This is a genomic window from Mycolicibacterium sphagni, from assembly GCF_002250655.1.
GTDB lineage: Bacteria > Actinomycetota > Actinomycetes > Mycobacteriales > Mycobacteriaceae > Mycobacterium > Mycobacterium sphagni.
In genome coordinates this window covers 106,531-130,035 of sequence record NZ_NOZR01000019.1, presented here as the reverse complement: position 1 = coordinate 130,035, position 23,505 = coordinate 106,531, and the positions used below count along the sequence as shown (strand labels likewise).

Below are 23,505 nucleotides of genomic sequence, written 5' to 3'. Positions count from 1 at the left end.
TTCCATCGTCCCTTCCGGCCCGACATCGGGCCACAGGACTCTAAAACCTCCCGGTCTCACTCACGGGGAACACGCCAGCAGCGTCACCCGCAGTGGGCGGGCGATTAACTCCGCCACGGCGCCGACCATTCTTCTGCTGTTGATGTACTTCGGCACGTCATCGATGGGCGCTTATCTCTCGGGAAACTTGGTGGCCACCGCGGAGCTATCGATCAGAGCACTCACCGTCGGCTTCGTGGTTCTGGTGTTGATTGAGATCGTAGAACCGATGGACTTGATCGAGATATTGTCTCGAGTCTTGGCCACTGTGGCGATCTTTCTCTCCGCTACCGGAACTCTCAACGGTGACAATCTCTCCGGACGGCTCAGCGGGAGCTTCCCGCCGACGCATCCGAACGAACTCGCCTTCATCGCCGCTGTGCCATTGACGTACTTCGTTTGGCGGACAGTCAATATCGACAGTAGCGGTATCCGAAACCTGGCGATGGTAGCCCTCGGTGTGATCGTCTACCTCACTCAGTCGCGGACTTCTGCCGGTGTCACCGCGCTCGTTTGCTTTTTTATCGTAATCCGCGGGACGCGAGATTGGCGGCTCCGTCTGAGCATCGTCACCTGGGCCATCATCTCCATTCTTTGCACAATTACCTTTTCCAACGCAATTCAGGATTTCGCTTCGCGAGGTGGGACTGTCTCGGTCAATACGCTCAACTCTCGGCAATTCGCCTGGAGTGCAGCACTATTTTCGGACCGCGCCGTCACACAGCTCTTATTCGGTGAGGGGCTCGCGAAAAAGTTGGTCGCGGTGACCGGGCAGTACTGGAAGACGCAAGTGATCGACAGTTCCTGGGTTGGAGCATTCGTTCAGGCCGGCCTGATCGGCGTGGGCCTCGCTGCTGTCCTCGTGCTATACGCCGCGCTCCAAGCACGCCGCAATATTCGTCCGGCTAACGAGTTGTGGCTGGCGTTGTTATTACTCGTCGTCGCGCGCAGCATTTTCGAAAGTGGCCTATTAGACAGCAGTTCAAGCTTTTTGATCTTCATGATGGTTTCGCTGGGCGCTGCGACTTCGCGCCATTCTGCCCTGAGTAGGTCCGCGGGGGCGAATTACTGGGAACCGTACCTGAGACTGGTGGACAGATCTCGGCGTCGAACATTTGATGCCCCGGAAGCCATACGGAGAACCTAGCCGACTACGCGACGTAACTCGCTGATGCTGGGTGAGTTGAAGCTACCAAGCGCGCCAAAACATAGTTCGCCCGGGGATCTGGGCGGTGCCGCGGGATGGGCCAAGCCAGTGATCGGTCACGTTGAGGGGGACCCGTTTGGTGGTCCAGTCGCTATGCGGCTTGGGGTTGGTGGGTCGTGGTCCACTGTAGAGCGAACTCGGCTGGGGTGAGTTCGCCGTGGGCGGAGTGGGGTCTGTTGGCGTTGTAGTCGGCCCGCCAGTCTTCGATGATCACGCGGGCTTCCAGTAGCGAGTCGAAGCGCCAGGAGTTGAGCAGTTCATCACGGAGCCTGCCGTTGAACGATTCGATCCAGGCATTCTGCCACGGCGAGCCAGGATCGATGAAAAGTGAACCAGCACTATTGAATCGGCACCAATCAGCCACGGCGTGCGCGACGAATTCGGGACCGTTGTCAAAGCGCACATAATGCGGCGCCCCGTGTTGCGAAACCAGGCGATCCAGGACATCGACGACACCGCCGGCATCGATGGAACGATCCACTTCGATCGCAAGTGCTTCGCGGGTGAACTCGTCGATGACGTTCAACATCTTGATGGTGCGGCCATCGGCGGTGGTGTCGAACTGAAAGTCCATCGCCCAGATCACGTTCGGACGAATCGGCGACATCGCGCCCACTGCCACACCGATACCGGTCAACCGCTTCTTGCGGCGGCGCTGCGGGACCCGCAGGCCCTCGTCGCGCCACAACCGGCGGATGCGCTTGTTGTTGACCTGCCAGCCCGCGCGGCGGGCCATTTTGGCGGCCCGCCGCCACCCCCAGCGAGGCCGGTCGGTGGAGAACCGGCGCAGCCAGGCCCGTAACTCGGCCTCCTCGGTAGTGGTCGGGGACGGTGTCAGGCGCATCGTGGAACGGTGGATCCCCACCACCGCGCAGGCGCGGCGTTGCGATACCCCGAACCGCTCACGCAGCACCGTGACGGCGCTGCGCTTGCGGTTCGGGGTCAGAAGTTTCCCGCCGAAATCTCCTTGAGCATGTCGATGTCGAGGGCCTGGTTGGCGACCAGCTTCTTGAGCCGCGCGTTCTCGGCTTCGAGCTCTTTGAGGCGCTTGGCCTCGTTGGCCTTCATACCGCCGTACTGGGCAATCCAGCGATGCCACGTCGACTCAGCGATCTCCAGGTGACGGCACACCTCGGCCAGTTCCTGGCCGGACCCCAGGAGTTTGTTGCCCTCGGCGAGCTTGCGGATGATCTGGTCCGGGGTGTGTCGCCGGCGCTTGTTCGATGCCATGTCGTTGTTGATTCTTCCTTGCCCGAACACCGGGCAACAGAGTCCCACAACGACTGGACCACTACGACGGGCTCACCTCAACGTCGCCTCGGCTGTGCTCTCCGTTTACGGGCTACAGCCAGGGTCCCGTTACGGTCAGACGGTGTTCGAACCCGTCATTCGTCCGGTCGGTCGGAACCCGGGTGTGCAGGCTCGGGCGTCGGAGCGTTTGGTGATGATGGCTGGCGCGCTTTGTCTTTGTCATCGGTCTTGTGGCCGTAGCCGTAGCCGTAGCCGTAGCCGTAGCTGTACGGTCCCACTCCGCGCGTGGGCGTGATTGTGAATACCGCACCGAGTAGCGAAGCGCCGACGTTCTCGAGATTCGTAATCGCGTGGCTGATTTGCTCCCGCTTCGCCTGCCCGTAGCGTGCGATCAGCAGAACTCCGTCAGAATTTGCAGCCAGAATTGCGGCATCCGTGACGGCAAGAAGCGGGGACGAATCGACGATGACGTAATCGAACTGAGCACGAAGTTCACTCAGTATCTTCTTGGCTGCCAATGATCCGAGAAGCTCACTCGGATTTGGCGGGATAGCGCCAGAGGTTAGGACAGTTAACCCCTTGAACCTGGTCTCTTGCAAGACATCCGCCAGGGGCGCCGCGCCGCTGAGCACCGTGCTGAATCCCGCGGACCCGACGACGTTGAGGTAAGTGTCCAGCATGGGGCGCCGCATGTCCCCGTCGATGAGCACTACGTTGTGCTCGGCCTCGGCCAACGCCAGCGCAATGTTGATGGCCGTCGTGGATTTCCCCTCACTCGGTGTGGCGCTGGCGACGACGATCAGGCGCGGCGGATTATCGACTCCGAGGAACTGCAAGTTGGTCCGAAGCTTGCGAAACGCCTCAGCAATTTCTGAATTGTCGTCGTCGAAAGATATTGCCGGATCTTTCCGGCGCTCTTTGTCGAGCGGAATGGTGCCGACGACTCCGACGCCTGTGATCTCTTCCAGGGTCGACCGATCCTTGACGGTGTTGTCGAGCAGATCGCGGAGCAGCGCAAGACTAATTCCCAGCACCAGGCCGAGGGCGAGACCGATTCCGATATTGCGAGCCGGTTCCGGTACGACTGGACTGTCGGGGACTGACGCGCGTTGCTCGACGACGATACGGGCGGACGCTTTGGACCCGTCCGACGGAGTTTCCAATTCTCGAACCATCGTGACGAACTCGTCGGACAGTGTGTTCGCGATATCGCGGGCACGGACGGGGGACTCGTCCCGGACGGCGACGTCGATCAGTATGGTGTCGGGTTTCGCGCTGGCCGTGACTTCTTTTTGCAAGTCTTTGGCGCTCATATCGAGGCCGAGTTTGTTTATGGTGCGCTGAGCCAGGGACTCGCCCATAAGCAGCTGCGTGTATGACGCTACGCGTTGCTGAGAAGTCAACGTGCCTTCGTATATCTCAGTGAGCGTATCGCCGGCGGGGGTGGAGACGAAGAGTCTTGTAGAGGCTTGGTACAGCGGAGTTGTCAGCAACGTAACTATGACAGCTAGCAAAACCGTGGCCACTGTTGTGACGCACACGGTGATCCACCGAGAACGCAGCAGCTTCAGGAAGTTCCGAAGAGTCAATCCCACCCCTTATGACGGTCCCAACCGCGCCCCGTGCGCTGTCACCCAGAACGTCACCGATACTGGTCGTCCAGGCTCGATTCCAAGTACTGCGGCATCTGGCATCCTACGGGAGTGTCGATCTTCAGGTCTCGGCACCATGGAAAGTCCCAGCTCACGGCTACGAGTCCGGTAATTGCGCTGGGCGCAGATGCCGGTTTCGAGCCGGGGTCTGAGCCATATCCACGTGCCCGATCTATTAGCGCTCCGCACTGACTATCTTTGGACGCGCCGGCATCACAGCGACTCTGCCTGGGAATGCCGTTTCGTCGGGTTCAGGCTGTCGACAGGTCTGTGACGGACATGTTCGCGATGTCGATAGAGCTTTCTCGCGAACTCAACCAGCTGGGCTGACAACATTCGCCGCCGCGATGGATGTCCCACAAGACAGCTTGGATATGCACGTCCGGGCTGTCGCGGTAATCGAAGTCGGATGCTCCGAAGCGCATTGCGCCGTCTATCCAAACCTGAAATACGCCGTCCTGCTGGCCTACAGTATTCAGCTGCACGATGTATCTGATGTGATGCCATGTGCCTCCAGGCAACTCACCGAGGCTCGCCTGCCAGCCATAGCCGCCAAATCCCGCCGAAGGAGACCGGGCGTAAACGTAGGTGACCAGGTCGTTGTCGTGGCCGGCGGGGATCGGTCCTAGCGTCTGCTGGAACGGCCGTGAGCCGTCGTCGCCGCGACCATGCCACATCAGGCGAGTCGACCAGCCGACATTGCGGTCGGTGTTCCCCGAAGTGGGCTCGTAGATTCCGTGGCCTGGTGCCACGCCGACGAGGCCGGGTAGCTTTCCCCCCCAACGCCAATCAAAGTTCTCGTCGAACCGCACGTCGTAATCGAGCGCCGCATGGTCTGTCTCACGAGACAGTCTGGGGGAGACGATGAAGCCGGTTCGCGAAGCCTCACCTGCAGGAAGCGTTATTCGCAGCGATTTGCCAGTCCCGCTGGGGTTTTCGGTGACGATGCTCCCGAGGGCGTAGGTGCTTGGGGTGGTCCCTGCGACAGTGGGGGCGAAAATGCCGTCACCGGTCGCCTTGTTGAGCTGCCCATCTGCTGCTTTGCTGAACTGATCCTGCCAAATAGTGCTAGACGACGACGGCGTGCCCGGTGGGGGATCAGCTTCCGCTGTCCCCTGCCCGCTGACGCCTGCCGCGACTATCCACAAGCCCATGACTGTTTTGCCGACCCGACTCCAACGCTCAGCACTCAATTCGCTTCCCCTTTTTGGGACGTCTGAGGAATCATTCGAATCCAACCACATCCCGGGGTGCGTATAAGCCACCGACGAGTGGAGGATGCGCCTTGCTGAGTCAACCGATCCAGCAGCACCTGTGCATCTGCAAGGAGATCGTACTCGGCCGGCAGGACTTCAGCCCAGGTGTGGGATGGGACTATCGAGTCGACCTGGAAGCTCGAATCACCGCGCGCGTGGTCAACAGTACGTCCAATTTGGCGAGTTTGGAGCTATCGAGTGCACGCGGGCACCGATACCTTGGGCGTGACGGCGTCCACCAACGGCTGAACAGGAACCCGTGCCGGCCCAGGGGCCGTCGGCTCGGACAGCCGGAAGGTCAATTCGACCGTCTGCCCCGGCGGTATGGCGACTTGAGACTCGAAGGTTGGGTGCCCGCGTTCCGTCGCTCCGAAGACGCGAGTCCTGTTGCCGTTGGCGAGAACGCTGATCACCTTCGCGCCCGTGGTTGTCAGAAGACGAACTGAAGTGAGCATCGTGCCCCTCGGAATGTCTCCTGCGATCTCCGGGAAAAACCCCAGCCGCCCTGCGGCATAGTCGGGTAGACCTGACGCATCCTTCAGTGTGTTGGTCAGCCGTATTGTCACGGTCGAGTTGCGGGTGCTTCCGTCACAGCCGTCGGCCACGTATTCGATCTGTCGATCCAGGTAGTAGTCCAGCTTGTTGCCGCCGAGATTGTTGATGACGACCTCAGCGTATGGGGCCGGGTCGTTGGGAATCTCATGGGCTAGCGGTGTCTGCTCGAGCAACTTCTGGTCATCCGGCGACGAACTCCACACCGAGATTCGGCGTTCGCTCACCGCTCGCCCTAAAGCCTCGAGGAGTTTGCGCGGCGACTCCACCGGCTTGGTGATTTTCTTGACGACCTCGGTGGCAATCTCCTGCAAATACCGCTTTCTCGCAACTTGATCAGTCGGAAAGCGGTTGTAAACAGTCGATTCAGTCAATTCGACGACGTTATCTTTGTTGACCGTCTCTCCGTCGGGCAGCGTGATCGCTCCGGTTGCGCCGAGGATATAGCTCAGAGCTACCGGATCGATGGCGATCACGCCATCGACATTCATCCCGGTCTGTTGCGCCCACATCGACTTCCAGATCTGCGCCGCGTAGGGAAAATGCGAGCTCTGATTGCTGTTGCGGTAATCAGTGGTGGGATTGGTGAACCCATACTGGTCGTCGAATTCTGGGTTGACCGAGAAGGGTGTAAACGGCTTATCGAGTTCGGAGTTAGGGCCCAGATTGTCGACGCTTGGCTTTCCGTCGTCGAACCTCAGGATCCCGAAACCTCCGAGCAGCCCTCCGGTGCCACGAGCCTCGGCGTTGGTCTGGAATCCCATGAAGTAGCTGCGAGGGCCGTCGGCGCCCAACATCGAAGGCGCAATCCGCGCCGCGAGGGCCGCGTTGCCCAGGAGCCGCGAGATGTCGGCTGCTTGCTTTTGAAGCTGCGATCGGGCTCCTCCGACTGCCGAGAGGTACTGCGGATCCGAAATCGCCTGTGCGGCGGCGTCGAGGCGAGCGGCGTCGGCCGCGATCTTGCTCAGCGTTGGCTCTTCCTTACGGAGCGTCGTCACGTCCAGCCGGCCGTTTGCGAGTAATTGATTCGGCGCGACAGTTGTGCCCGCATCCGCGACGGGTTTCAACACGTCGGAGGCCAGGCCGAGGACCACGTCTGATATCTGTTGCCCGGTCTTGAACGGGCTGCCCAACCACGGCACGACGGAAACAATGTTCCAGGGCAGGGAGTGCGTTGCGTCGCGCGCGTCCTGCGCGTGAGTCGCCGCATCGGCCGCAAAGCGTGATGCGTCCTTGGTATTTCCTTGCAGCAGTGCGTCTTTGGCCTGCTGGGCACTGTTGCGGGCTTGCTCTAGGCTTGATTTCGCGGCTTGCGCTCGCAAGCCGAGCCAACATCCGAATGCGATGACAACAACGAGCACCGCAACTGTGGACCAGATCACTTTGGGCTGCTGGAACCAGCGTCGCCCCTCGTCATCGCCTTCGTCGATCAGCGGGGCATCGTCATCGCCCGGGTCGTCGTTAAACCGTCGACGCGAAAAGAATCTCACTCAGTAAATTCCCCTGCTCCGGTGCGGTCTGCAATGGCAGGGCAGCCGCAACACCTGGCCAAAATAAAACGACTCGTCAGCTGCTGCGTGACAACAACTGACGAGCCGTTTTCGGAGATTGGTTAGGCCGAGGTGGAGTACGGGCCGATTTTGACTACCTTCGCGACGTTATTGGCCGCGTTGTTGAGGCCAGTGCCCACATTCTTGAAAGCGTCGCCGATCGGACCGGGAACAATTTCGCCGACGGTCGTGAACACCAGGCCAGTGAAGGCGAGGCCGGCGTAGGCGAATGTTCCGACAAATTGCGAACCAGCCTTGATGGCGTTCTGGGTCGCCGTGCTGAGTCCTGCAATGAACGTCTTGATGATTTCAGCAGGAGTCGGGGCGGCATTGGCCGTCACGCTCGCCGCGGCGGTCTTATTCGAACTCGAAGTCGGGACGATGACGACTGGATCGATGAGGAGTTCGGCAGAGTTGCCGAGACCTTCAGCGAAGGGCGTCAAGCTTGGCGCCGCGTGCGCGATGGCCGGGGTGACGGCGACCGCAGTGGCAATGACTGCGGCACCGGCCGCGGCCTGAAGTTTCGTAGCGATGACCGACATGACAACCCCCAGAATTGTGATCTTGATCCCTTACGGATTGAGTAAATAGTCCCAGAGGCCGCCAAGCCTGTCAACCGGAACGCCGCTGATAAGTGCCCCTTTTTTCGTCGCCGCCCGGCGATGACTTTGGGACGGAAAAGGCCCCCGCCCGCGGTGAGTCGCACGGCACTGTGCGGCAAGGCCTTAACTGCCGTAGGAGCAGGGGCTTTACCGGGACGTAACGCCCACCGAATACGCGAAGCCACTCACATCACGAACCGACGCACCGAAGACCTCCGGCATGGCGGCCGGCAGCAACAAATCCCCGCCGTGGCAGGTGCCGACGACGATGCGTCCCGCAGCGGGAACACCGGCTGCCACCAATCGCCGGTAGTAAAGAAGCCCCTCGTCGCGCAGAGGGTCGAGCTCGTTGACCGAGATGGTGTGCGGGGGCAGGCCGACCAGATCGTCGTGGCTGGCCGCAGACGCCCAGCACGTCGGATTCTCGGCGTGTGCCCTGTCCGGGTCGTAGAGCGAGCCCAGTAGCGCGCCCTGCTGGCAGCTGATGAAGTAGCCGTCATTCTCGCGCAGCGACGGCAGCTCATCGGGATAGTCCAGCCAGCGGTTGGAGATATAAGGGCACTGCGCGTACGCGCCGGCGATCTCGGTGAGCCAACCTTCGCGCTTGGCCTTGTGCAGGACGGTCAACGTCAGATTCCCGCCGCCGGACTCCCCGGACACGATCAGGTGACTGATCCCCAGATCCGCGGCGTTCGCGTACACCCACCGGGTGGCCGCGGCGCAGTCGTTGAGACCGGCGGGATAGGGATGCGCGCCAAGCCGGCCGCCTGAATTACGGAACTCCACCCCGACCACCACCAGCCCGGTGGCCGCCAGACTCTCCCGCAGTAGCCGATAACCGGCATCGGCTGCGCTGCAGATTGCCATCGCCCCGCCGTGGAAGTGCACCACCGCCGGCAACGGCCCGCCGGCGCGGTCCGGGCGGCAGATGAACAGCGTGACCTCGTTGCCGTCCGCGCCGGGAATAGTCACCGTCGTCGTCGTGACGCCGGCGGGGGACGGTGCGTTGAGGGCGAACATGGTGAACACTCCGCCGACGGCGTCCTCCGCGGCAGCCGCGTAGGCCAACCGGTCTGCAAGCGGTGAGTCCACCGTCAAGGGTGCGTCGGGAAGGATGCCGGCTAGGCCGATCGGGGCGAGTGCCGCCACTAGCCGCGGATCCGACCGAGGATCAGTGCCGAGGGAACGATTCGGATCGGCAAGCCGGCCAACGAGCATGAGCGTGACACTAGCCCGCAGTCAGCCGCCGCATTCGGCGATTCGCCGACGGAGAAATACCCGCCCCGGTTCAGAGCCGTTGAGTTCCATCGCCTTCCGATACCAGGGGATCGCCTCACCAAGTCTGCCCGCCCGGCGCAACAGATCAGCACGCACCGTCGGCACCAGGTTGGAGCGTGTCAACCGAGGGTCCTGCGCAACCTTGTCCAGAGCCAGGAGACCCGCCTGCGGGCCATCGCGAAAACCTATCGCCAGTGCTCGATTTGCGCGCACCACCGGAGAATCGGTCATTCCTGCCAAGAGGTCGTATGCCCGGCAGATCGTCACCCAGTCGGTCCGCTCCCAACTCGGCGCGGTCGCATGTGTCGCGGCGATCACTGCCTGAGGCAGATACGGCCCGGTCGACCCTTCGGCCCGGCGCAGCGCGTCGAGTCCGCGGGCGACTCTGCCTCGATCCCATCGGCGCCGGTCCTGCTCCTCCAGCGGAACCAACGCTCCGGTCGTGTCGATTCGGGTGGATCGACGCGAATCATGCAGCAGCACAAGAGCATACAATGCGTGCGTTTCCCGCTCGCTGGCCATCAACAACCGCAGTTCACCGGCCAGCCGTACCCCTTCGTCGCACAGCTCATCGCGAATCGCGGACGGTCCGGCCGTGGACCAGTACCCCTCGGTGAACACTGAATAGATACAGGACAGCACGTGCGGCGTGCGCTCTCCCAACAGCTCCGGCGGCGGCACCCGAAGGGGGATGTTGGCATGCCGGATCTTGCTTTTGGCCCGCGTGATTCGCTGACCTACCGCGCTTTCGCTGACCAAAAGCGCCCGAGCGATCTCCGGCACCGTGAGACCCGACACCAACCGCAGCGTGAGTGCCAATTGGGAAAGGCGCTCCAGGGCTGGATGTGCACAAGTGAACATCATTCGCAGCTCGTCGTCGCGGACCTGATGGACCACCATGGCATCAACTGCGTCGTCGTTGAGCACAGCGGCGAATTCCTTTCCAGGGCGGATTGATTCGCGACGTAGCCGGTCCCTGGCTCGGTTGCGGGCCACTGTGACCAGCCAGCCACCCGGGTTGTCGGGGATGCCGTCGCGGGGCCAACTGCGCAGCGCCTCTGCGCATGCTTCCTGGACGGCATCTTCGGCGACATCGAGATCACCTGACCACCGCGCGAGGGCAGCGACCGCGGGACCCCACTCTCGCCGGAAGACGCCGTCCAGGGAACCCATCTACAGCCCGGATAAACCCGCAAGCCGGCGCAGGTGAACCACCGATGCCGGGATCATCGAGGCGATCTTGGTCGCCTCGTCGCGGTCGGCGGCCGACAGGATGTAGTAGCCGTTGGCGACCTCGGCGCCCTCGGCGAACGGGCCATCGGTCAGCAGCACCTCACCGTCGCGCACGCGCACCGTCGTCGCCGTCGACGGCGGATGAAGCGGCGCCCCGCCGAGGATGTGCGAGCCCGCCCCCTCGCCGAACTCGGCATGCTTGGCCAACCCCCGCTCCCAATCGGGGCCACCGGGGACGTTCACCCCGTCGGCCGGCTCGAGCAACAGCGCCAGCCAGTCAGCGTCACTGGTGGGCCGGCCAACCGGGTTCCAGAACACGATCGGCCACACCTCGACCGACCCGTACTGGGCCGCGGGGACCCCGCGGGCCAGTTGCAATGCCTCGTCAAGATTGTCGGCTTCGAACACGTAATAACCGCCGGCTATCTCGGCGCCTTCGGCGTACGGGCCATCGGTGATCACCGGCGCGTCCGGACCTCCGGTGATCTGCACCGCCTCGGCGGCCGATCCCAGTGCATCACCCTCCCGGATCGCCGCTGCCGCGCGGGCGTGGAAGTCTTGGTACGCCTGCATCTCGCGGCCCGCCTCCTCGGGAGTCAGTTCGCGCTCTTTGCCTTGGAGCAGTGCGAAGTAGTACATGGCGGTGTCCTCCAGGGTGCGGGAGCGAAACCCGGCTGGTTTCACTCTCTACCTGTCTGACGAACTGCGCCCGCCGAATCCGACATAGTCCCCGCATACAAAGTCCCCACATACAAAGTCCCCACATACAAAATCCCCCGCACGCTCGAGGCGTCGGGGGACCTTGCCTGTTGCTGGTGCGAGCTAGGCCGCGGCACCCGGCTTGAGGTAGGTCACCAAGCTGACGTCGATCGTCTCGTCGACGTAGTAGTACTGGCAGCCGGTCAGGTACCGCATGTAGTTGTCGTAACTCTCGATGCCCGCGGCGGCAACGGCCTCGTCCTTGTGCCATTCGAGCCGTGCCGCCCAGATGCCGAGGGTCTTGATGTAGTGATTGCGCAGCGACAGCGGCTCAGGCACCACAAACCCGGCCTTCTCACCGTGCTGGACCAACATCTTGGTGCTTGGGATCCGGCCACCGGGGAAGATCACGTCGACCATGAACTTGGCGAAGCGGGCCAATTCAAACGTCAGCTTCTTGCCGCGGGCCGCCAGATCGTCGGGGTGATAGCCGCAGCTGCTCTGGACGGTCATCCGGCCGTCGGCGGGCAGGATGTCGAACGAGTTCTTGAAGAAGTCGTCGAAACGCTCGAAGCCGAAGTGCTCGATGGCCTCGATCGACACGATGCGGTCGACGGGGCTGTGGAACTGCTCCCAGCCCTCGAGGCGGACATCAAACGTGCGCTTCGAGTCGATCTTGCTCAGCAGCTGCTCGCAGTAGGCCTTCTGGTTCTTGGAGAGGGTCAAGCCGATGACGTTGACGTCATACTTCTCCATCGCGCGTTGCAAAGTCAGGCCCCAACCGCAGCCCACCTCGAGCAGCGTCATGCCGGGCTTGAGGTCCAAGCGGTCCAGGTGCTGATCGACGTTGGCGATCTGGGCTTCGGAGAGGGTGGCATTCGGTCCAGTGAAGTATGCGCAGCTGTACTTGCGGGTGGGGTCCTGAAACACGCCGAAGAAGTCGTCCGAGAGGTCGTAGTGCGCCTGGATTTCTTCGAAATGTGGCCGCATGTCCTTGGTTTCAGTTGCCTCGGGCATGAGTGAAAACGCCTTCCTAGATTTATTTCTTGTCTAAATGCACCACTGCCCCCGCGAGTGGCTGTGCGCGCCAGTATGCACTATGTGATCTGGACCATACCGTCTCAGGCCATCACAACGGCCGTCAAACAGTGCGTTAAGCGTGCGTGTCCTGGGGTTGCTTCTCGAGTGTGAACTGGTCGACGTCGATGTATCCGACCCGGAATCCACGCGCACACCCCGTGAGGTACTTCATGTAGCGCTCATATACCTCCTCAGACTGCACCTCGATGGCCTTCTCCCGGTTGGACTCAAGGGCCTGCGCCCAACAATCCAGCGTGCGCGCGTAGTGCGGTTGCAGCGACTGGACGCGCGTCAGCGTGAAGCCGGCCCGGGTCGAATGGTCCTCGACCTTTTCGACAGTCGGCAGCCGCCCGCCGGGGAAGATCTCCGTGAGCATGAACTTCGCGAAGCGTGCCGCTTCGAACGTGAGCGGGACCTTCTTCTCGGCCATCCGCTCAAACGTGAAGGACGTGATCGTGTGCAGCAGCATCACGCCGTCGGCGGGCAACGCCCGATAGGCCATCGCGAAAAAGTCGTCGTAGCGATCGAATCCGAAATGTTCGAAGGCTCCGATCGACACGATCCGGTCGACGGGCTCGTTGAACTCTTCCCAGCCCTTGAGTTCGATGCGCTTGCCGCGTGAACTCTCGCACTCGGCGAAAACCTGCTCGACGTGGTCGCGCTGGTTTTTCGACAGCGTGAGTCCGATGACATTGACGTCGTACTTTTCCAGAGCGCGCAGCATCGTGGCGCCCCACCCGCAGCCGACATCCAGTAGCGTCATGCCGGGCTGCAAGCCCAGCTTGCCCAGCGCCAGGTCGATTTTGGCGAGTTGGGCCTGTTCCAACGTCATGTCATCGCGTTCGAAATACGCGCAGCTGTAGGTCTGGGACGGATCCAGAAAGAGCCGGAAGAAATCGTCGGACAAGTCGTAGTGGGCTTGTACGTCCTCGAAATGAGGTTGCAGCCGTCTGGCCATAATGGTGCGCCTTTCGCATCGAGTGCTTCAGGCAGAAACCACGTATCCCCCCCGTGGGACTCTGCGATCACCGCGTGTGCAGTTCTGATGCTAACTCGTGTGCGGCTCGACGGCGATTCTGCGCGTAACCGAAATTAGCTAGCTGACCTCGGCAAATGTGGTCTTCAGCTCGCCTACGATGTTGTCCCATAACGCCTGAGGCAGGTCGTGAGCCATGCCGTCGAACAGGACCAGCCGCGCGTTCGGGATCGCCGACGCGATCGAGCGGCCGCCGGACGGGCGCATCAACTTGTCGGCGCGGCCATGGATGACCACGGTCGGCGCGCTGATCTGGCGGTCGTAGCGTTTCAGGCTGCCGCTGCCCAGTACCGCGCCGAAATGTCTTGCGATGCCCTGTGGATAGTGGGCGCGTTCGTACGCCTCGATGGCGTCGGCGCGGGCCTGCTCCTCGGATACCGGATAGCCGGGACTGCCGATGATCTTGCCCACGCGGACCGCGTTTTCGATGATCACTTCGCGTGGCGAATTCGGCGACGGCCCGGTGATCAGCGATAGCAGTGCCCGGGGCGCCGGCGGTGGTAGAAACGCAGAGTTGTTGGAGGAGAAGATGATTCCCAGAGCTTTGGTTCTGTCGCTATGCCGCGCGGCGAAGATCTGAGCGATCATCCCACCCATCGACGCGCCGACCACATGCGTTCGGTCGATCGCGAGATGGTCCAGCAGTGCGGCGGCATCGTCGGCCATGTCCTCGAGCGTGTACACCGAAGGGCTGGGGCGCCCGAGGTAGGAGCGCACCAGGCTGGGTACCAGCCCGCCGCCGGCACGCTGGCCGTGCAGTTTGGAGGACAGCCCGACATCGCGGTTGTCATAGCGGATCACCCGGTAGCCCTGGTCGATCAGCTTCTCGCAGAAACCGTTGCGCCACAGCAGAAGTTGGGCGCCCAACCCCATGATCAGCAGTACCGGCGGATCGCCGGGATTGCCCATTTCCTCGTAATAGATCTCGAGGTTGTCACCGATAGTGGCTGTGCCGGAACGGATCTCCATCAGACCTCGACGTCGCTCTGATGTTCCCGACTGACTTCGACCATGAAGTTGGCGAAGTACCCGGAGAACTGGGGGTCGTTCATCATCTGCCACTTGGGTGCCAGCAGTTTCATGTAGCGCTCGACGTACAGGAACTGCTTGCCGATCAGGACCAGCTCGCGCGGCAGCTTGACGTCATAGGCGTCGGCCAGCGCGGAAAGCTGTTTGCCGATATCGGCGTAGGACATGTCCCCGAGCGATTTCATCGACAGTGGGGCGGCGAATGCTTCGAGGTCCTTGGCGGCTTGCTGTTCGGGCTTGGTGGTGCCCACCGCGCCCAGCAGCACGACGATCTTGCCCGCCGAAGCGTGGTCCTTCTTGACCAGCAGCGAGTAGACCAGTTCGCGCAGTAGCCAGCGGGTGCGCGGGTCGATGCGGCCCATGATGCCGAAATCGAGGAACACGATGCGGCCGCTGTCGTCGACCAGCAGATTGCCGGCGTGCAGGTCGCCGTGGAACAGGCCGTGGCGCAGCCCGCCCTCGAAGGTGGCGAACAACAGCGCCTTGACCAGCTCGGTGCCGTCGAAGCCCTGCGCGCGGATTGCCTTGACGTCGTCGATGCGCACTCCGCGGACCCGCTCCATGGTCAGCACTCGCTCGCTGGTGAACTCCCAGTGCACCTGCGGCACCCGGATGTTGCGGCCCAGCGGTGAACCGTGCAGGCCCGATACCCAGGCCTCCATCGACTGGGCCTCGATGCGGAAGTCGAGCTCTTCGGCGAGGTTGTCGGAGAAGTCGGCGACTACATCCTGGGCCGACAGCCGCCGGCCCAGCTTGGCCAGCTCGACGAGCTGAGCGAAGCGCTTGAGGATCTGCAGATCGGCGGCCACCCGGCGGCGGATGCCCGGTCGCTGGATCTTGACGACGACGTCCTCACCGCTGTGCAGGGTGGCGAAGTGGACCTGCGCGATCGACGCCGACGCGAACGGCTCCTCGTCGAACGTCGCGAACAGATCAGCCGGATCGCCCCCCAGCTCCTGCTTGAGCAGCTTGTGCACCTCGGCGGTGTCCGCGGGTGGCACCGCGTCGAGCAGGCCGCGGAACTCTCGGCTCAGGCCTTCCCCGAACGCACCCGGGCTGGACGCGATGATCTGACCGAACTTGACGTACGTGGGGCCAAGGTCGGAGAAGGCCTTCGGAATCTGCTTGATGACCTTGTCCTGCCAGCGCCCACGCCCGGGCAGGGTGGTGAGCACCCGGGCGCCGGTGCGGGTGAGCTGCCAGCCGGTCGTGCCCATTCGGGCGGCCTCGACCGGCAACGGAACGCGATCGAGCTTGGCTACTTCGCGGTGTTTGGTCGAACTCATTCTTGTTAGTCTGCCAAACCCGCCATCGATACCACCAATTTTCCAGTGCCGCAGCGATGTCCGTCACAAAGCGGTTTAGCTCACTCGTTAGGCCGCCAGGGTGTCAGCCACGGCTGCGGTTCCATCCCCTCGGCCGCCGCCACGAGCTCGTACATCGTTGCGCCGTCGATGGTTTCGCGAATGATGTCGGCGTGGCCGGCATGTCGGGCGAGCTCGGCAATCAGATGCTGGAACACCCATCGCACCGACCAGGCGGTGACATCGGCGGGAAACCACGGCGCGTCGCGTGGCACTGGTACCGCGGCGTCCAGGTCAGCGGTGTCAACCAGCCGCAGTGACGCAGCGTTCTGCGCCCTTAAAGCATCAATGAGCTGCGCCAATGTCTGGTCATGGCGCATCACGTACTCATCCCGGAATTCCTCGGCCCGCTCCTCGAACGGACGGTCGTCGGACGGCACTTCGCCGGGCGCGGCAGCGACGCGCGCCATCCAACCGCGCTGCACCCCGGTCACATGCTTGATCAGCCCACCCACCGAAAGGGTGCTGACGGTCGGAGTGACGCGAGCTTGTTCGTCGGTGAGGCCGTAGGCGACGGCGACGAACGCGCTTTGGTGATAGGCGAGGAACTCGCGCAGGGCGTGGCGCTCGTCGAGGACGGGTGGAGCGAGCGTGGGCATAGCGACTCCTCAGATCGAGTGGGTGTATAGGTCACGGAGGCAGGCGATTTCGGCGCCGTCGTTGCGCACGGTCCAACACCCCTCGACCGGCTCCCGGAAATATTCGTCGTCGGTCAGGCCGTCGAGGCGGGGCGGCAGAGCGTTGCGCCAATGCCAGTCGAGCTGGTCGGCAAGCTGGGTTGTCCAGGTCATAGCAGCAGGCTTTCATGAGTTGCGGACAGTAACTGTCCGCAGAGTGCGCGAGACTGGAGTCATGTCGCAGACGACCAGCCGGTTACTGCAGCTGCTCGGCCTGTTGCAATCGAGGCGGGTGTGGTCGGGTGAGGAGCTTTCCGATCGGCTCGGCGTGACCACGCGCAGCGTGCGCCGCGACGTCGAGCGGCTCCGCGAGCTCGGGTACCCCGTCCACGCCAGCACCGGCCACGGCGGCGGCTATCAGCTGGGTGCGGGTGCCGCGCTGCCGCCGCTGCTGCTCGACTCCGACGAGGCCGTTGCGATGGCCGTCTGCCTGCGGTTGGCTGCCGGGGGCAGCGTCGCCGGCGTCGGCGAGGCCGCACTGAGGGCCCTGACCAAGCTGGACCAGGTGATGCCGTCCCGGCTGCGCTCCCAGGTCGCCGCCGTCCTCGACACCACCGTCACCCTCACGCCCGAGTCGGACTCACCGGTGGATCCCGAGGTGCTGATGACGCTGGCGCGGGCCTGCCGAGACCGGGAGCACGTCGACGCCGACTACGTCGACCGGGCCGGATCGCCGAGCAGCCGCCGCCTCGAGCCATATCAACTCGTCACCACCGGACGACGCTGGTATCTGCTGGCCTTCGACCGGGACCGCGACGACTGGCGCAGCCTCCGGCTGGACCGCATGGCGCAGGTGCGCGCCAAGGGCACGACCTTCACGGCGCGCCCGGCACCCGACGCCGCCGAATATGTCCGTCGCGCCATCACCACCTCGCCATACCGCTACGTCACCAGGGTCCGGTATCACGCCGCCAAAGACGTTATGGCCCAGCACTTCTCCCCGGCATCGGTGACCATCGAGGACGACGGACCCGACACCTGTGTCGTCGTGACCGGAGCCGACGACCCGCGGACCTTGGCGTTGTACCTGGCCATGCCTGGCGTCGCGTTCGAAGTCCTGGAATCTGACGCGGTCGCCGACCGCGCGCTCGCCATGTCGGCGCTGTTGGCCGACGCTGTCAAACGGTGATGGGCGAGTCGCTCCGCGCGGCGTTGGTTCCGCCGTAGATTGCTGGCGTGCGGATTACCTCCGCGGAGTCGACGGAGCTGTTCGTCGGCCCGCCCGATGCGCTGCTGCAGGTGGTCCGGATCGGCTACAGCGGGGCCGGCGACGCGGATACCGTTGCGGTCTCCGGCGACGGGCTGACGTCCGACGCGGTGGCAGTGGCGCCCGGTGACGGCACTGTCGAGGTGTCGGTGCGCGTCGAGCAGCGGGTACCCGGCCGGCGACGGACTGCCGGCGCCGGCGCGGACTTCTCGTTCGAGTTCGTCGATGCCGAACCGGGCTGGACGATGTACATGATCAGTCACTTCCACTACGACCCGGTGTGGTGGAACACCCAGGGTGCCTACACGAGCCTGTGGACCGAAGAACCGCCAGGACGGGCCCGGCAGAACAATGGGTTCGCGTTGGTGGCCGCCCACCTTGAGATGGCCCGCCGCGACCCGGATTACAAGTTCGTGCTCGCCGAAGTCGACTACCTCAAACCCTATTTCGACACCCACCCCGAGGACCGCGCAGATCTGCGCCGGTTCATCGCCGACGGGCGAGTCGAGGTGATGGGCGGAACCTACAACGAGCCGAACACCAATCTGGTCGGCGCCGAAACCGCGATCCGCAACTTCGTGCACGGTGTCGGCTACCAGCGCGACGTCCTGGGAGCCGATCCGGCCACCGCCTGGCAGCTCGACGTGTTCGGCCACGACCCGCAGTTCCCCGGGATGGCCGCCGACGCCGGCCTCACGTCGAGTTCCTGGGCCCGCGGACCGCACCACCAGTGGGGGCCGATGGCCTCCAAAGACGGACAAGACGGTGACCCCAGGCGCATGCAGTTCAGCAGTGAATTCGAGTGGATCGCCCCTTCGGGCCTCGGGTTGCTGACCCACTACATGCCGGCGCACTACTCGGCAGGCTGGTGGATGGATTCCGCCGCGTCGCTGGCCGAAGCTGAGCAGGCTACCTATCAGCTTTTCGCCGAGCTGAAATCGGTGGCGCTGACCCGCAACGTGCTGCTGCCGGTCGGTACCGACTACACCCCGCCGAACACCTGGGTCACCGAGATCCACCGCGACTGGAACGCCCGCTACACCTGGCCGCGGTTCGTCTGTGCGCTGCCGTCGGAATTCTTCGCCGCCGTGCGCGCCGAGACGTCGCAGCGTGGGGTAGCGCCCTCGCCGCAGACCCGCGACATGAACCCGATCTATACCGGCAAGGACGTCTCCTACATCGACACCAAGCAGGCCAACCGCGCCGCCGAGGATGCCGTGCTCGGCGCCGAACGCTTCGCCGTGTTCGCCTCGCTGCTGTGCGGCGCGCATTACCCGGAGGCCGCGCTGGCCAAAGCCTGGGTGCAATTGGCCTACGGCGCCCACCATGACGGCATCACCGGGTCGGAATCCGATCAGGTGTACCTCGACCTGCTGACCAGCTGGCGCGACGCGTGGGAACTCGGTTCGGGCACGCGGTCGCAGGCGCTGCGACTCCTGTCGCAAGCCGCGGCGCCTGAGCCCGGGTCGGTAGTCGTATGGAATCCGTTGGCGCACAAGAGGACCGACATCGTCACTGCGCACCTGGACACGCCCGTCGGCCCGGGCGTCGCGGTGGTGGATTCCGCAGGCGCGTCGAGCCCGGCGGTGGTGTCCGACGACGGACATGCGGTGAGCTGGCGCGCCGACGGCGTCGACTCTCTCGGATGGCGCAGCTACCGGCTGCTGGCATCGGACGAGGCCAGCGGGTGGGCGCCCGTCGATGGCGTCCTGATCGCAAACGAGTACCACCGGCTGCGAGTCGACCCCGCACGCGGCGGCGGGGTGGAATCTCTGATCGACGTGGCGGCCGGTCGTGAGCTGATCGCGCCGGGCCGGGTCGGCAACGAGCTGGCTGTCTATGACGAGTATCCGGCGCACCCGCAGGCGGGGGAAGGGCCGTGGCACCTGCTGCCGAGCGGTCCGGTGACGTGTTCTTCTGCGGCGCTTGCTGATTCGGTCCAGGCCTACCGCAGCCGGCTCGGTGAGCGGCTCGTCGTGACCGGGCGTATCGGCGAGCTGCTGCGCTACACCCAGGTGCTGACCCTGTGGCACGGCATCGACCGCGTCGACACCAGCACCACCATCGACGAATTCGCCGGGTCCGACCGGCTGGTCCGGTTGCGCTGGCCGTGCCCGGTGCCCGGTGCGCTGCCGGTCAGTGAGGTCGGCGACGCCGTGATCGGACGCGGATTCGGGCTGATGCACGATCATGCCGCGGGTGAGGACCGCGCGGTCGATTCCGCCGAACATCCATGGACACTGGACAATCCGGCGCACGGCTGGTTCGGGCTGTCCTCTGCGTGCCGAATCCACGTCGGATCCGGCACCCGTGCGGTATCGGTCGCCGAGGTCGTGGTGGCAGGAGAGGACACCGCCGTTGCGCGCGAGTTGATGGTGGCACTCGTGCGGACCGGGGTGACGGCCACCTGCAGTAGTGCGGCGCACCCGCGCTACGGCCACCTCGACGTCGACTCCAACCTGCCCGACGCCCGGATCGCGTTGGGCGGGCCCGACGACAACATCTTCACCGCTGCGGTGCTGTCCGCGGCTGACCCCGCCTATACCGCGGAACTACGCCGCCAGCTCTCGGTAACCGGACACGTTCGGCTGTGGGTGCCGGCCAGCCGCCCGTTGACCGCGGTATGGCGGCCGGACGCCGACTTGCGCGACGTACTCGCGCTGCCTGTACTGATCGTCGCCGGCCGGGGAACGGGCGGCTTGGCAGGCGCCGTCGCCACCGTGGTCGACGACCTCGACGACGCGCAGATCGTCGTCAACCAGGACGCACCGTCGGGCCTCGACGAGTTCGAATCGCGGACCGTCGCGCTGCTCAACCGCGGCGTGCCCGGTTTCGCCGTCGAACCTGACCACACCCTGCACAGCTCCTTGATGCGATCGTGCACCGGCTGGCCTTCCGGAGTGTGGATCGACCCGCCGCAACGCAAAGCGCCCGACGGGTCCAATTTCCAGCTGCAGCACTGGACGCACACCTTCGATTTCGCGCTGGTGTCCGGGCGAGGTGATTGGCGTGACGCTGACATGCCCTCCCGGAGTGCGGAATTCAATCATCCGATGATCGGTGTTGTGGCCGCCGAGGGGGCCGGCACGCTGCCCGCCGACGGGTCGCTGCTGCGCGTCGAGCCCGCCGGTGTAGTGCACCTCGCGGCGCTCAAGGTCGGGGGCAACCCGACCGCTACGGGCAGTTCCGCCGCAGCGGATCCCGAGGACGTCACCATCCGTCTGGTCGAAAACCGCGGAATCGCAACCGAAGTCACTATCTCATCCGATGTGGGCGCAGTGTCGTCGGTGGTGTCGGCCGACCTGCTGGAGACCGCGCGCGGTGACGGTGAACCGCCACTACGACTGCACGGCTACCAGATCGCAACCCTGCTGGCCCGCCTCGATGTCCGCGCTGCGCTCGACGCCCACGGCGCAGCCCTGGGTCCCGACACCGAAACAGCCCAACCGCTGTACGCCCGGTATTGGCTGCACAACCGCGGCCCGGCCCCGCTGGGCGGCCTGCCCGCCGTGGCGCATCTGCATCCCCAAACCGTTACCACTGAGCCCGGCGAGCAGGTGCGGTTGCGGCTGACCGCGGCGAGCGACTGCAGCGACGCGACACTGGCCGGAGAAGTCCGGCTGCGAGGCCCACGCGGCTGGACCATCGACCCCGTCGCACTGCCCTTCGAACTGCCTACTGGCCACCACCGCGAAGCCGAGATCGTCGTCGCCGTGCCGCCCGGCACAGTGCCGGGCGACTATCCGGTTCGCGCGCAGCTCACCTTGACCGGCGACGTACCTGCGGCGTGGCGCCAGCCTGTCGAAGACGTCTGCATCGTCTCGGTGGGCACACCAGACCAGGAACTCGTGCGGCTGGTCAGCGAGCCGTCCGATGTCGTGGTCACAGCCGGTCAGCGCGCCCACCTGGCTGTCACCATCGGCAGCGGCGCCCACACCGATCTGGCGCTGGAGGCGCACCTCGTCAGCCCGTGGGGGACGTGGGAGTGGATCGGTCCGGCGGCCCGCGGGGCCGTCCTCGGCGCCCGCTCGACGGTCGACGTCGCCTTCGACATCGCCCCGCCGCCGTGGGTGAAACCAGGACGCTGGTGGGCAATGATCCGGGTCGGCTGTGCGGGTCGGCTGCTGTACACACCCGCGGTGGCGGTGACGGTCCGATGACCGTGGCGGCCATCGTGGGCGAGATGAGCGTGGACGTCGGCGAAGTCGACGCCCGCGAGGCGGCGCTGCGGGCGACGCCGCAAGTCGCGGCGCTGCCGCGCCCGCACACCAGCGAAGGCCGGCAGTTGCGGCGCTGGCTCACCCAGTTGGTGGTTGCCGAAAAGCTGGTGGCACGCGAGGCTGACCAGCTGGGCGTCACCGTCACCGAGGCCACGCCCGCCGAAGAGGACCTGCTGCCCGACCAGACCGCACGGCTGGAGATCGGCAGCATCGCCGCCGCCGTCCTGGCCGACCCGGTCGCCCGCGCGGTGTTCGCACATGTCACCGCAGATGTCGACGTCGATGACGACGCGGTCGCCGACTTCCACACCCGAAACCCGCGCCGGTTCCTGCGTTTTGCGGGGGCCGGCGGCTGGCGGGTGGCCTGCGAGCCGGACCTGACCGAGGTACGTCCACGCATCGTTGCGCATCTGCGTGACGCGGCCCGGCGACGCCGGTTCCGGATGTGGCTGGATCAGCGGCGCGCCGACCTAGTGTGGCTGGCACCCGGCTACGAACATCCCGGCGACCCGCGCCAGCCCGACAACACCCACAAACACTGACACCGATGCGGCCAACACTCGTCATCGATATCGGCGGCACCAAGATCGCCGCCGGCCTCGTCGACGCCGACGGACAGTTGCAGTACGAAACCCGCCAGCCGACCCCGCACAGCGACGACCCCGACGTGGTGTGGGCCGCCGCTCAGCGCACGATCGCCGACACACTCGCCGAGGCGGGTAGCACGGTCGGCGGTGTCGGCATTTCCTCGGCGGGCCCGATTCATCTGCCCAGCGGAACCATCAGCCCCATCAACATCGCCGCCTGGCGCGACTTCCCGATCGTGGAGCGGGTCGCCGCCGCCGTCCCCGACGTGCCCGTCCGCCTGGGCGGGGATGGGTTGTGCATGGCGCTGGGCGAGCACTGGCGCGGAGCCGGGCAGGGCCAAGCGTTCCTTCTCGGCATGGTGGTATCCACCGGAATCGGTGGGGGACTGATCCTCGACGGCGCGCCGTTCCACGGGCGCACCGGCAACGCGGGTCACGTCGGTCATGTCATCGTCGACCCCGACGGGCCACCCTGCGTCTGCGGCGCGCGCGGGTGCGTGGAGGCCATTGCCAGCGGGCCGAACCTGGCGGAGTGGGCCCGCTCGCAGGGCTGGACCGGCGCGGACGCCAAGGAGTTGGCCGATGCCGCCGCTGCCGGAAACGGTTTGGCGCTGAAGGCATTTCAACGCGGAGCCCGCGCGATCGCGGCGATGATCGCCTCGGTGGGTGCCGTCTGCGATCTCGATCTCGTGGTCGTCGGTGGCGGCGTGGCCAAGGCCGGAACGCTGCTCTTCGACCCGTTGCGCGAAGAGTTGCACGCCTACGCCCGGCTGGACTTCCTGGCCGGGCTGCGAGTGGTACCCGCCGCGTTGGGCGGGGAAGCCGGACTGGTCGGAGCTGCCGCATTGCTACACGAGCCGTCGGCCTGCACGAATTAGGAGTTCAGGGGGCACCACGCTATCCTTGGCCAGTTCCACCGAAGACCGTCGGTCACCGAGCAATCGGTTGAAGGTCCGGGTTATCCCGGCGGCCCACGCAGGAGGACG

18 protein-coding genes and 1 pseudogene are annotated in these 23,505 nt (G+C 64.6%); 5 read left to right on the top strand and 14 right to left on the bottom strand.

From position 1 onward, the window contains the following. A partial coding sequence (locus CG716_RS20840) for an O-antigen ligase family protein (RefSeq protein WP_207760730.1) occupies window positions 1-1,186 on the top strand: 1,186 nt, incomplete at its 5' end. Window positions 1,187-1,337: 151 nt separating this feature from the next. Here CG716_RS20840 and CG716_RS20835 read toward each other — a convergent pair. The 14 genes and pseudogenes from CG716_RS20835 to CG716_RS20770 all read right to left on the bottom strand — a co-directional run. Continuing rightward, window positions 1,338-2,476, bottom strand: a protein-coding gene (locus CG716_RS20835) for an IS3 family transposase (protein WP_094483024.1) whose coding sequence is annotated in 2 segments (ribosomal slippage) — window positions 1,338-2,206 and window positions 2,206-2,476 — 1,140 coding nt in all. Because the reading frame shifts where the segments join, the coding sequence is not laid out codon by codon here. Between the two features lie 155 nt (window positions 2,477-2,631). Then, window positions 2,632-4,086: a tyrosine-protein kinase domain-containing protein gene (locus tag CG716_RS20830; protein WP_094483023.1), complete on the bottom strand. Its 1,455-nt coding sequence runs from the start codon at window positions 4,084-4,086 to the stop codon at window positions 2,632-2,634. 314 nt (window positions 4,087-4,400) lie between these two features. Then, complete coding sequence (locus tag CG716_RS20825) at window positions 4,401-5,342, bottom strand: polysaccharide lyase (RefSeq protein WP_133066989.1); 942 nt, start codon at window positions 5,340-5,342, stop codon at window positions 4,401-4,403. 254 nt (window positions 5,343-5,596) lie between these two features. Continuing rightward, window positions 5,597-7,339 carry a DUF4012 domain-containing protein gene (locus CG716_RS20820; protein ID WP_420093212.1) on the bottom strand — a complete coding sequence of 581 codons (1,743 nt, stop codon included), beginning with the start codon at window positions 7,337-7,339 and terminating at the stop codon, window positions 5,597-5,599. A 230-nt stretch (window positions 7,340-7,569) separates the two neighbouring features. Then, window positions 7,570-8,049: a hypothetical protein gene (locus tag CG716_RS20815; protein WP_094483008.1), complete on the bottom strand. Its 480-nt coding sequence runs from the start codon at window positions 8,047-8,049 to the stop codon at window positions 7,570-7,572. Window positions 8,050-8,256: 207 nt separating this feature from the next. Further along, entirely contained in the window at window positions 8,257-9,327 is a 1,071-nt protein-coding gene (locus CG716_RS20810; RefSeq protein WP_094483007.1) for an alpha/beta hydrolase fold domain-containing protein, read from the bottom strand. Window positions 9,328-9,348: 21 nt separating this feature from the next. After that, window positions 9,349-10,560, bottom strand: coding sequence for an RNA polymerase sigma factor (locus CG716_RS20805; protein WP_094483006.1), 1,212 nt, complete (start codon window positions 10,558-10,560; stop codon window positions 9,349-9,351). Then, window positions 10,561-11,259 carry a YciI family protein gene (locus tag CG716_RS20800; protein ID WP_094483005.1) on the bottom strand — a complete coding sequence of 233 codons (699 nt, stop codon included), beginning with the start codon at window positions 11,257-11,259 and terminating at the stop codon, window positions 10,561-10,563. Between the two features lie 183 nt (window positions 11,260-11,442). Next, window positions 11,443-12,336, bottom strand: coding sequence for a cyclopropane mycolic acid synthase family methyltransferase (locus CG716_RS20795; RefSeq protein ID WP_094483004.1), 894 nt, complete (start codon window positions 12,334-12,336; stop codon window positions 11,443-11,445). Window positions 12,337-12,472: 136 nt separating this feature from the next. Then, window positions 12,473-13,357, bottom strand: a complete 885-nt coding sequence (locus CG716_RS20790) for a cyclopropane mycolic acid synthase family methyltransferase (RefSeq protein ID WP_094483003.1) — start codon at window positions 13,355-13,357, stop codon at window positions 12,473-12,475. A gap of 138 nt (window positions 13,358-13,495) precedes the next feature. Next, window positions 13,496-14,404, bottom strand: a complete 909-nt coding sequence (locus CG716_RS20785; RefSeq protein ID WP_094483002.1) for an alpha/beta fold hydrolase — start codon at window positions 14,402-14,404, stop codon at window positions 13,496-13,498. Beyond that, window positions 14,404-15,750, bottom strand: coding sequence for an ABC1 kinase family protein (locus CG716_RS20780; RefSeq protein WP_094483001.1), 1,347 nt, complete (start codon window positions 15,748-15,750; stop codon window positions 14,404-14,406). Before CG716_RS20780 ends, CG716_RS20785 begins: the two co-directional genes overlap by 1 nt. 80 nt (window positions 15,751-15,830) lie before the next feature. Then, on the bottom strand, window positions 15,831-16,427 hold the full coding sequence (locus CG716_RS20775; protein ID WP_094483000.1) for a DinB family protein: 597 nt from the start codon (window positions 16,425-16,427) through the stop codon (window positions 15,831-15,833). A 51-nt stretch (window positions 16,428-16,478) separates the two neighbouring features. Then, window positions 16,479-16,619 (bottom strand): annotated as a pseudogene (locus CG716_RS20770) (DinB family protein); the annotation flags it as partial. Window positions 16,620-16,680: 61 nt separating this feature from the next. On the opposite strand from CG716_RS20770, the gene CG716_RS20765 reads away from it, so the two are divergent. From CG716_RS20765 to CG716_RS20750, 4 genes are read left to right on the top strand one after another with little or no spacing between them, the layout of a single operon-like run. Further along, entirely contained in the window at window positions 16,681-17,634 is a 954-nt protein-coding gene (locus CG716_RS20765; protein ID WP_094482999.1) for a helix-turn-helix transcriptional regulator, read from the top strand. Between the two features lie 47 nt (window positions 17,635-17,681). Next, complete coding sequence (locus CG716_RS20760; protein WP_094482998.1) at window positions 17,682-21,872, top strand: glycoside hydrolase family 38 N-terminal domain-containing protein; 4,191 nt, start codon at window positions 17,682-17,684, stop codon at window positions 21,870-21,872. Then, window positions 21,869-22,474, top strand: coding sequence for a DUF7158 domain-containing protein (locus CG716_RS20755; RefSeq protein ID WP_165774226.1), 606 nt, complete (start codon window positions 21,869-21,871; stop codon window positions 22,472-22,474). The genes CG716_RS20760 and CG716_RS20755 overlap by 4 nt, the downstream gene beginning before the upstream one ends. A 5-nt stretch (window positions 22,475-22,479) precedes the next feature. Further along, the gene (locus CG716_RS20750; protein WP_094482997.1) at window positions 22,480-23,397 is read left to right on the top strand and encodes an ROK family protein; all 918 of its coding nucleotides are present in this window, start codon (window positions 22,480-22,482) and stop codon (window positions 23,395-23,397) included. The last annotated feature ends 108 nt before the right edge of the window (window positions 23,398-23,505 follow it).

What these genes read in the sequence shown, in the direction of transcription:
- CG716_RS20815 (WP_094483008.1), bottom strand. Translation starts at nt 8,049, where the DNA reads ATGTCGGTCATCGCTACGAAACTTCAGGCCGCGGCCGGTGCCGCAGTC.
- CG716_RS20810 (WP_094483007.1), bottom strand. Translation starts at nt 9,327, where the DNA reads ATGCTCGTTGGCCGGCTTGCCGATCCGAATCGTTCCCTCGGCACTGAT.
- CG716_RS20805 (WP_094483006.1), bottom strand. Translation starts at nt 10,560, where the DNA reads ATGGGTTCCCTGGACGGCGTCTTCCGGCGAGAGTGGGGTCCCGCGGTC.
- CG716_RS20800 (WP_094483005.1), bottom strand. Translation starts at nt 11,259, where the DNA reads ATGTACTACTTCGCACTGCTCCAAGGCAAAGAGCGCGAACTGACTCCC.
- CG716_RS20795 (WP_094483004.1), bottom strand. Translation starts at nt 12,336, where the DNA reads ATGCCCGAGGCAACTGAAACCAAGGACATGCGGCCACATTTCGAAGAA.
- CG716_RS20790 (WP_094483003.1), bottom strand. Translation starts at nt 13,357, where the DNA reads ATGGCCAGACGGCTGCAACCTCATTTCGAGGACGTACAAGCCCACTAC.
- CG716_RS20785 (WP_094483002.1), bottom strand. Translation starts at nt 14,404, where the DNA reads ATGGAGATCCGTTCCGGCACAGCCACTATCGGTGACAACCTCGAGATC.
- CG716_RS20780 (WP_094483001.1), bottom strand. Translation starts at nt 15,750, where the DNA reads ATGAGTTCGACCAAACACCGCGAAGTAGCCAAGCTCGATCGCGTTCCG.
- CG716_RS20775 (WP_094483000.1), bottom strand. Translation starts at nt 16,427, where the DNA reads ATGCCCACGCTCGCTCCACCCGTCCTCGACGAGCGCCACGCCCTGCGC.
- CG716_RS20765 (WP_094482999.1), top strand. Translation starts at nt 16,681, where the DNA reads ATGTCGCAGACGACCAGCCGGTTACTGCAGCTGCTCGGCCTGTTGCAA.
- CG716_RS20755 (WP_165774226.1), top strand. Translation starts at nt 21,869, where the DNA reads ATGACCGTGGCGGCCATCGTGGGCGAGATGAGCGTGGACGTCGGCGAA.
- CG716_RS20750 (WP_094482997.1), top strand. Translation starts at nt 22,480, where the DNA reads ATGCGGCCAACACTCGTCATCGATATCGGCGGCACCAAGATCGCCGCC.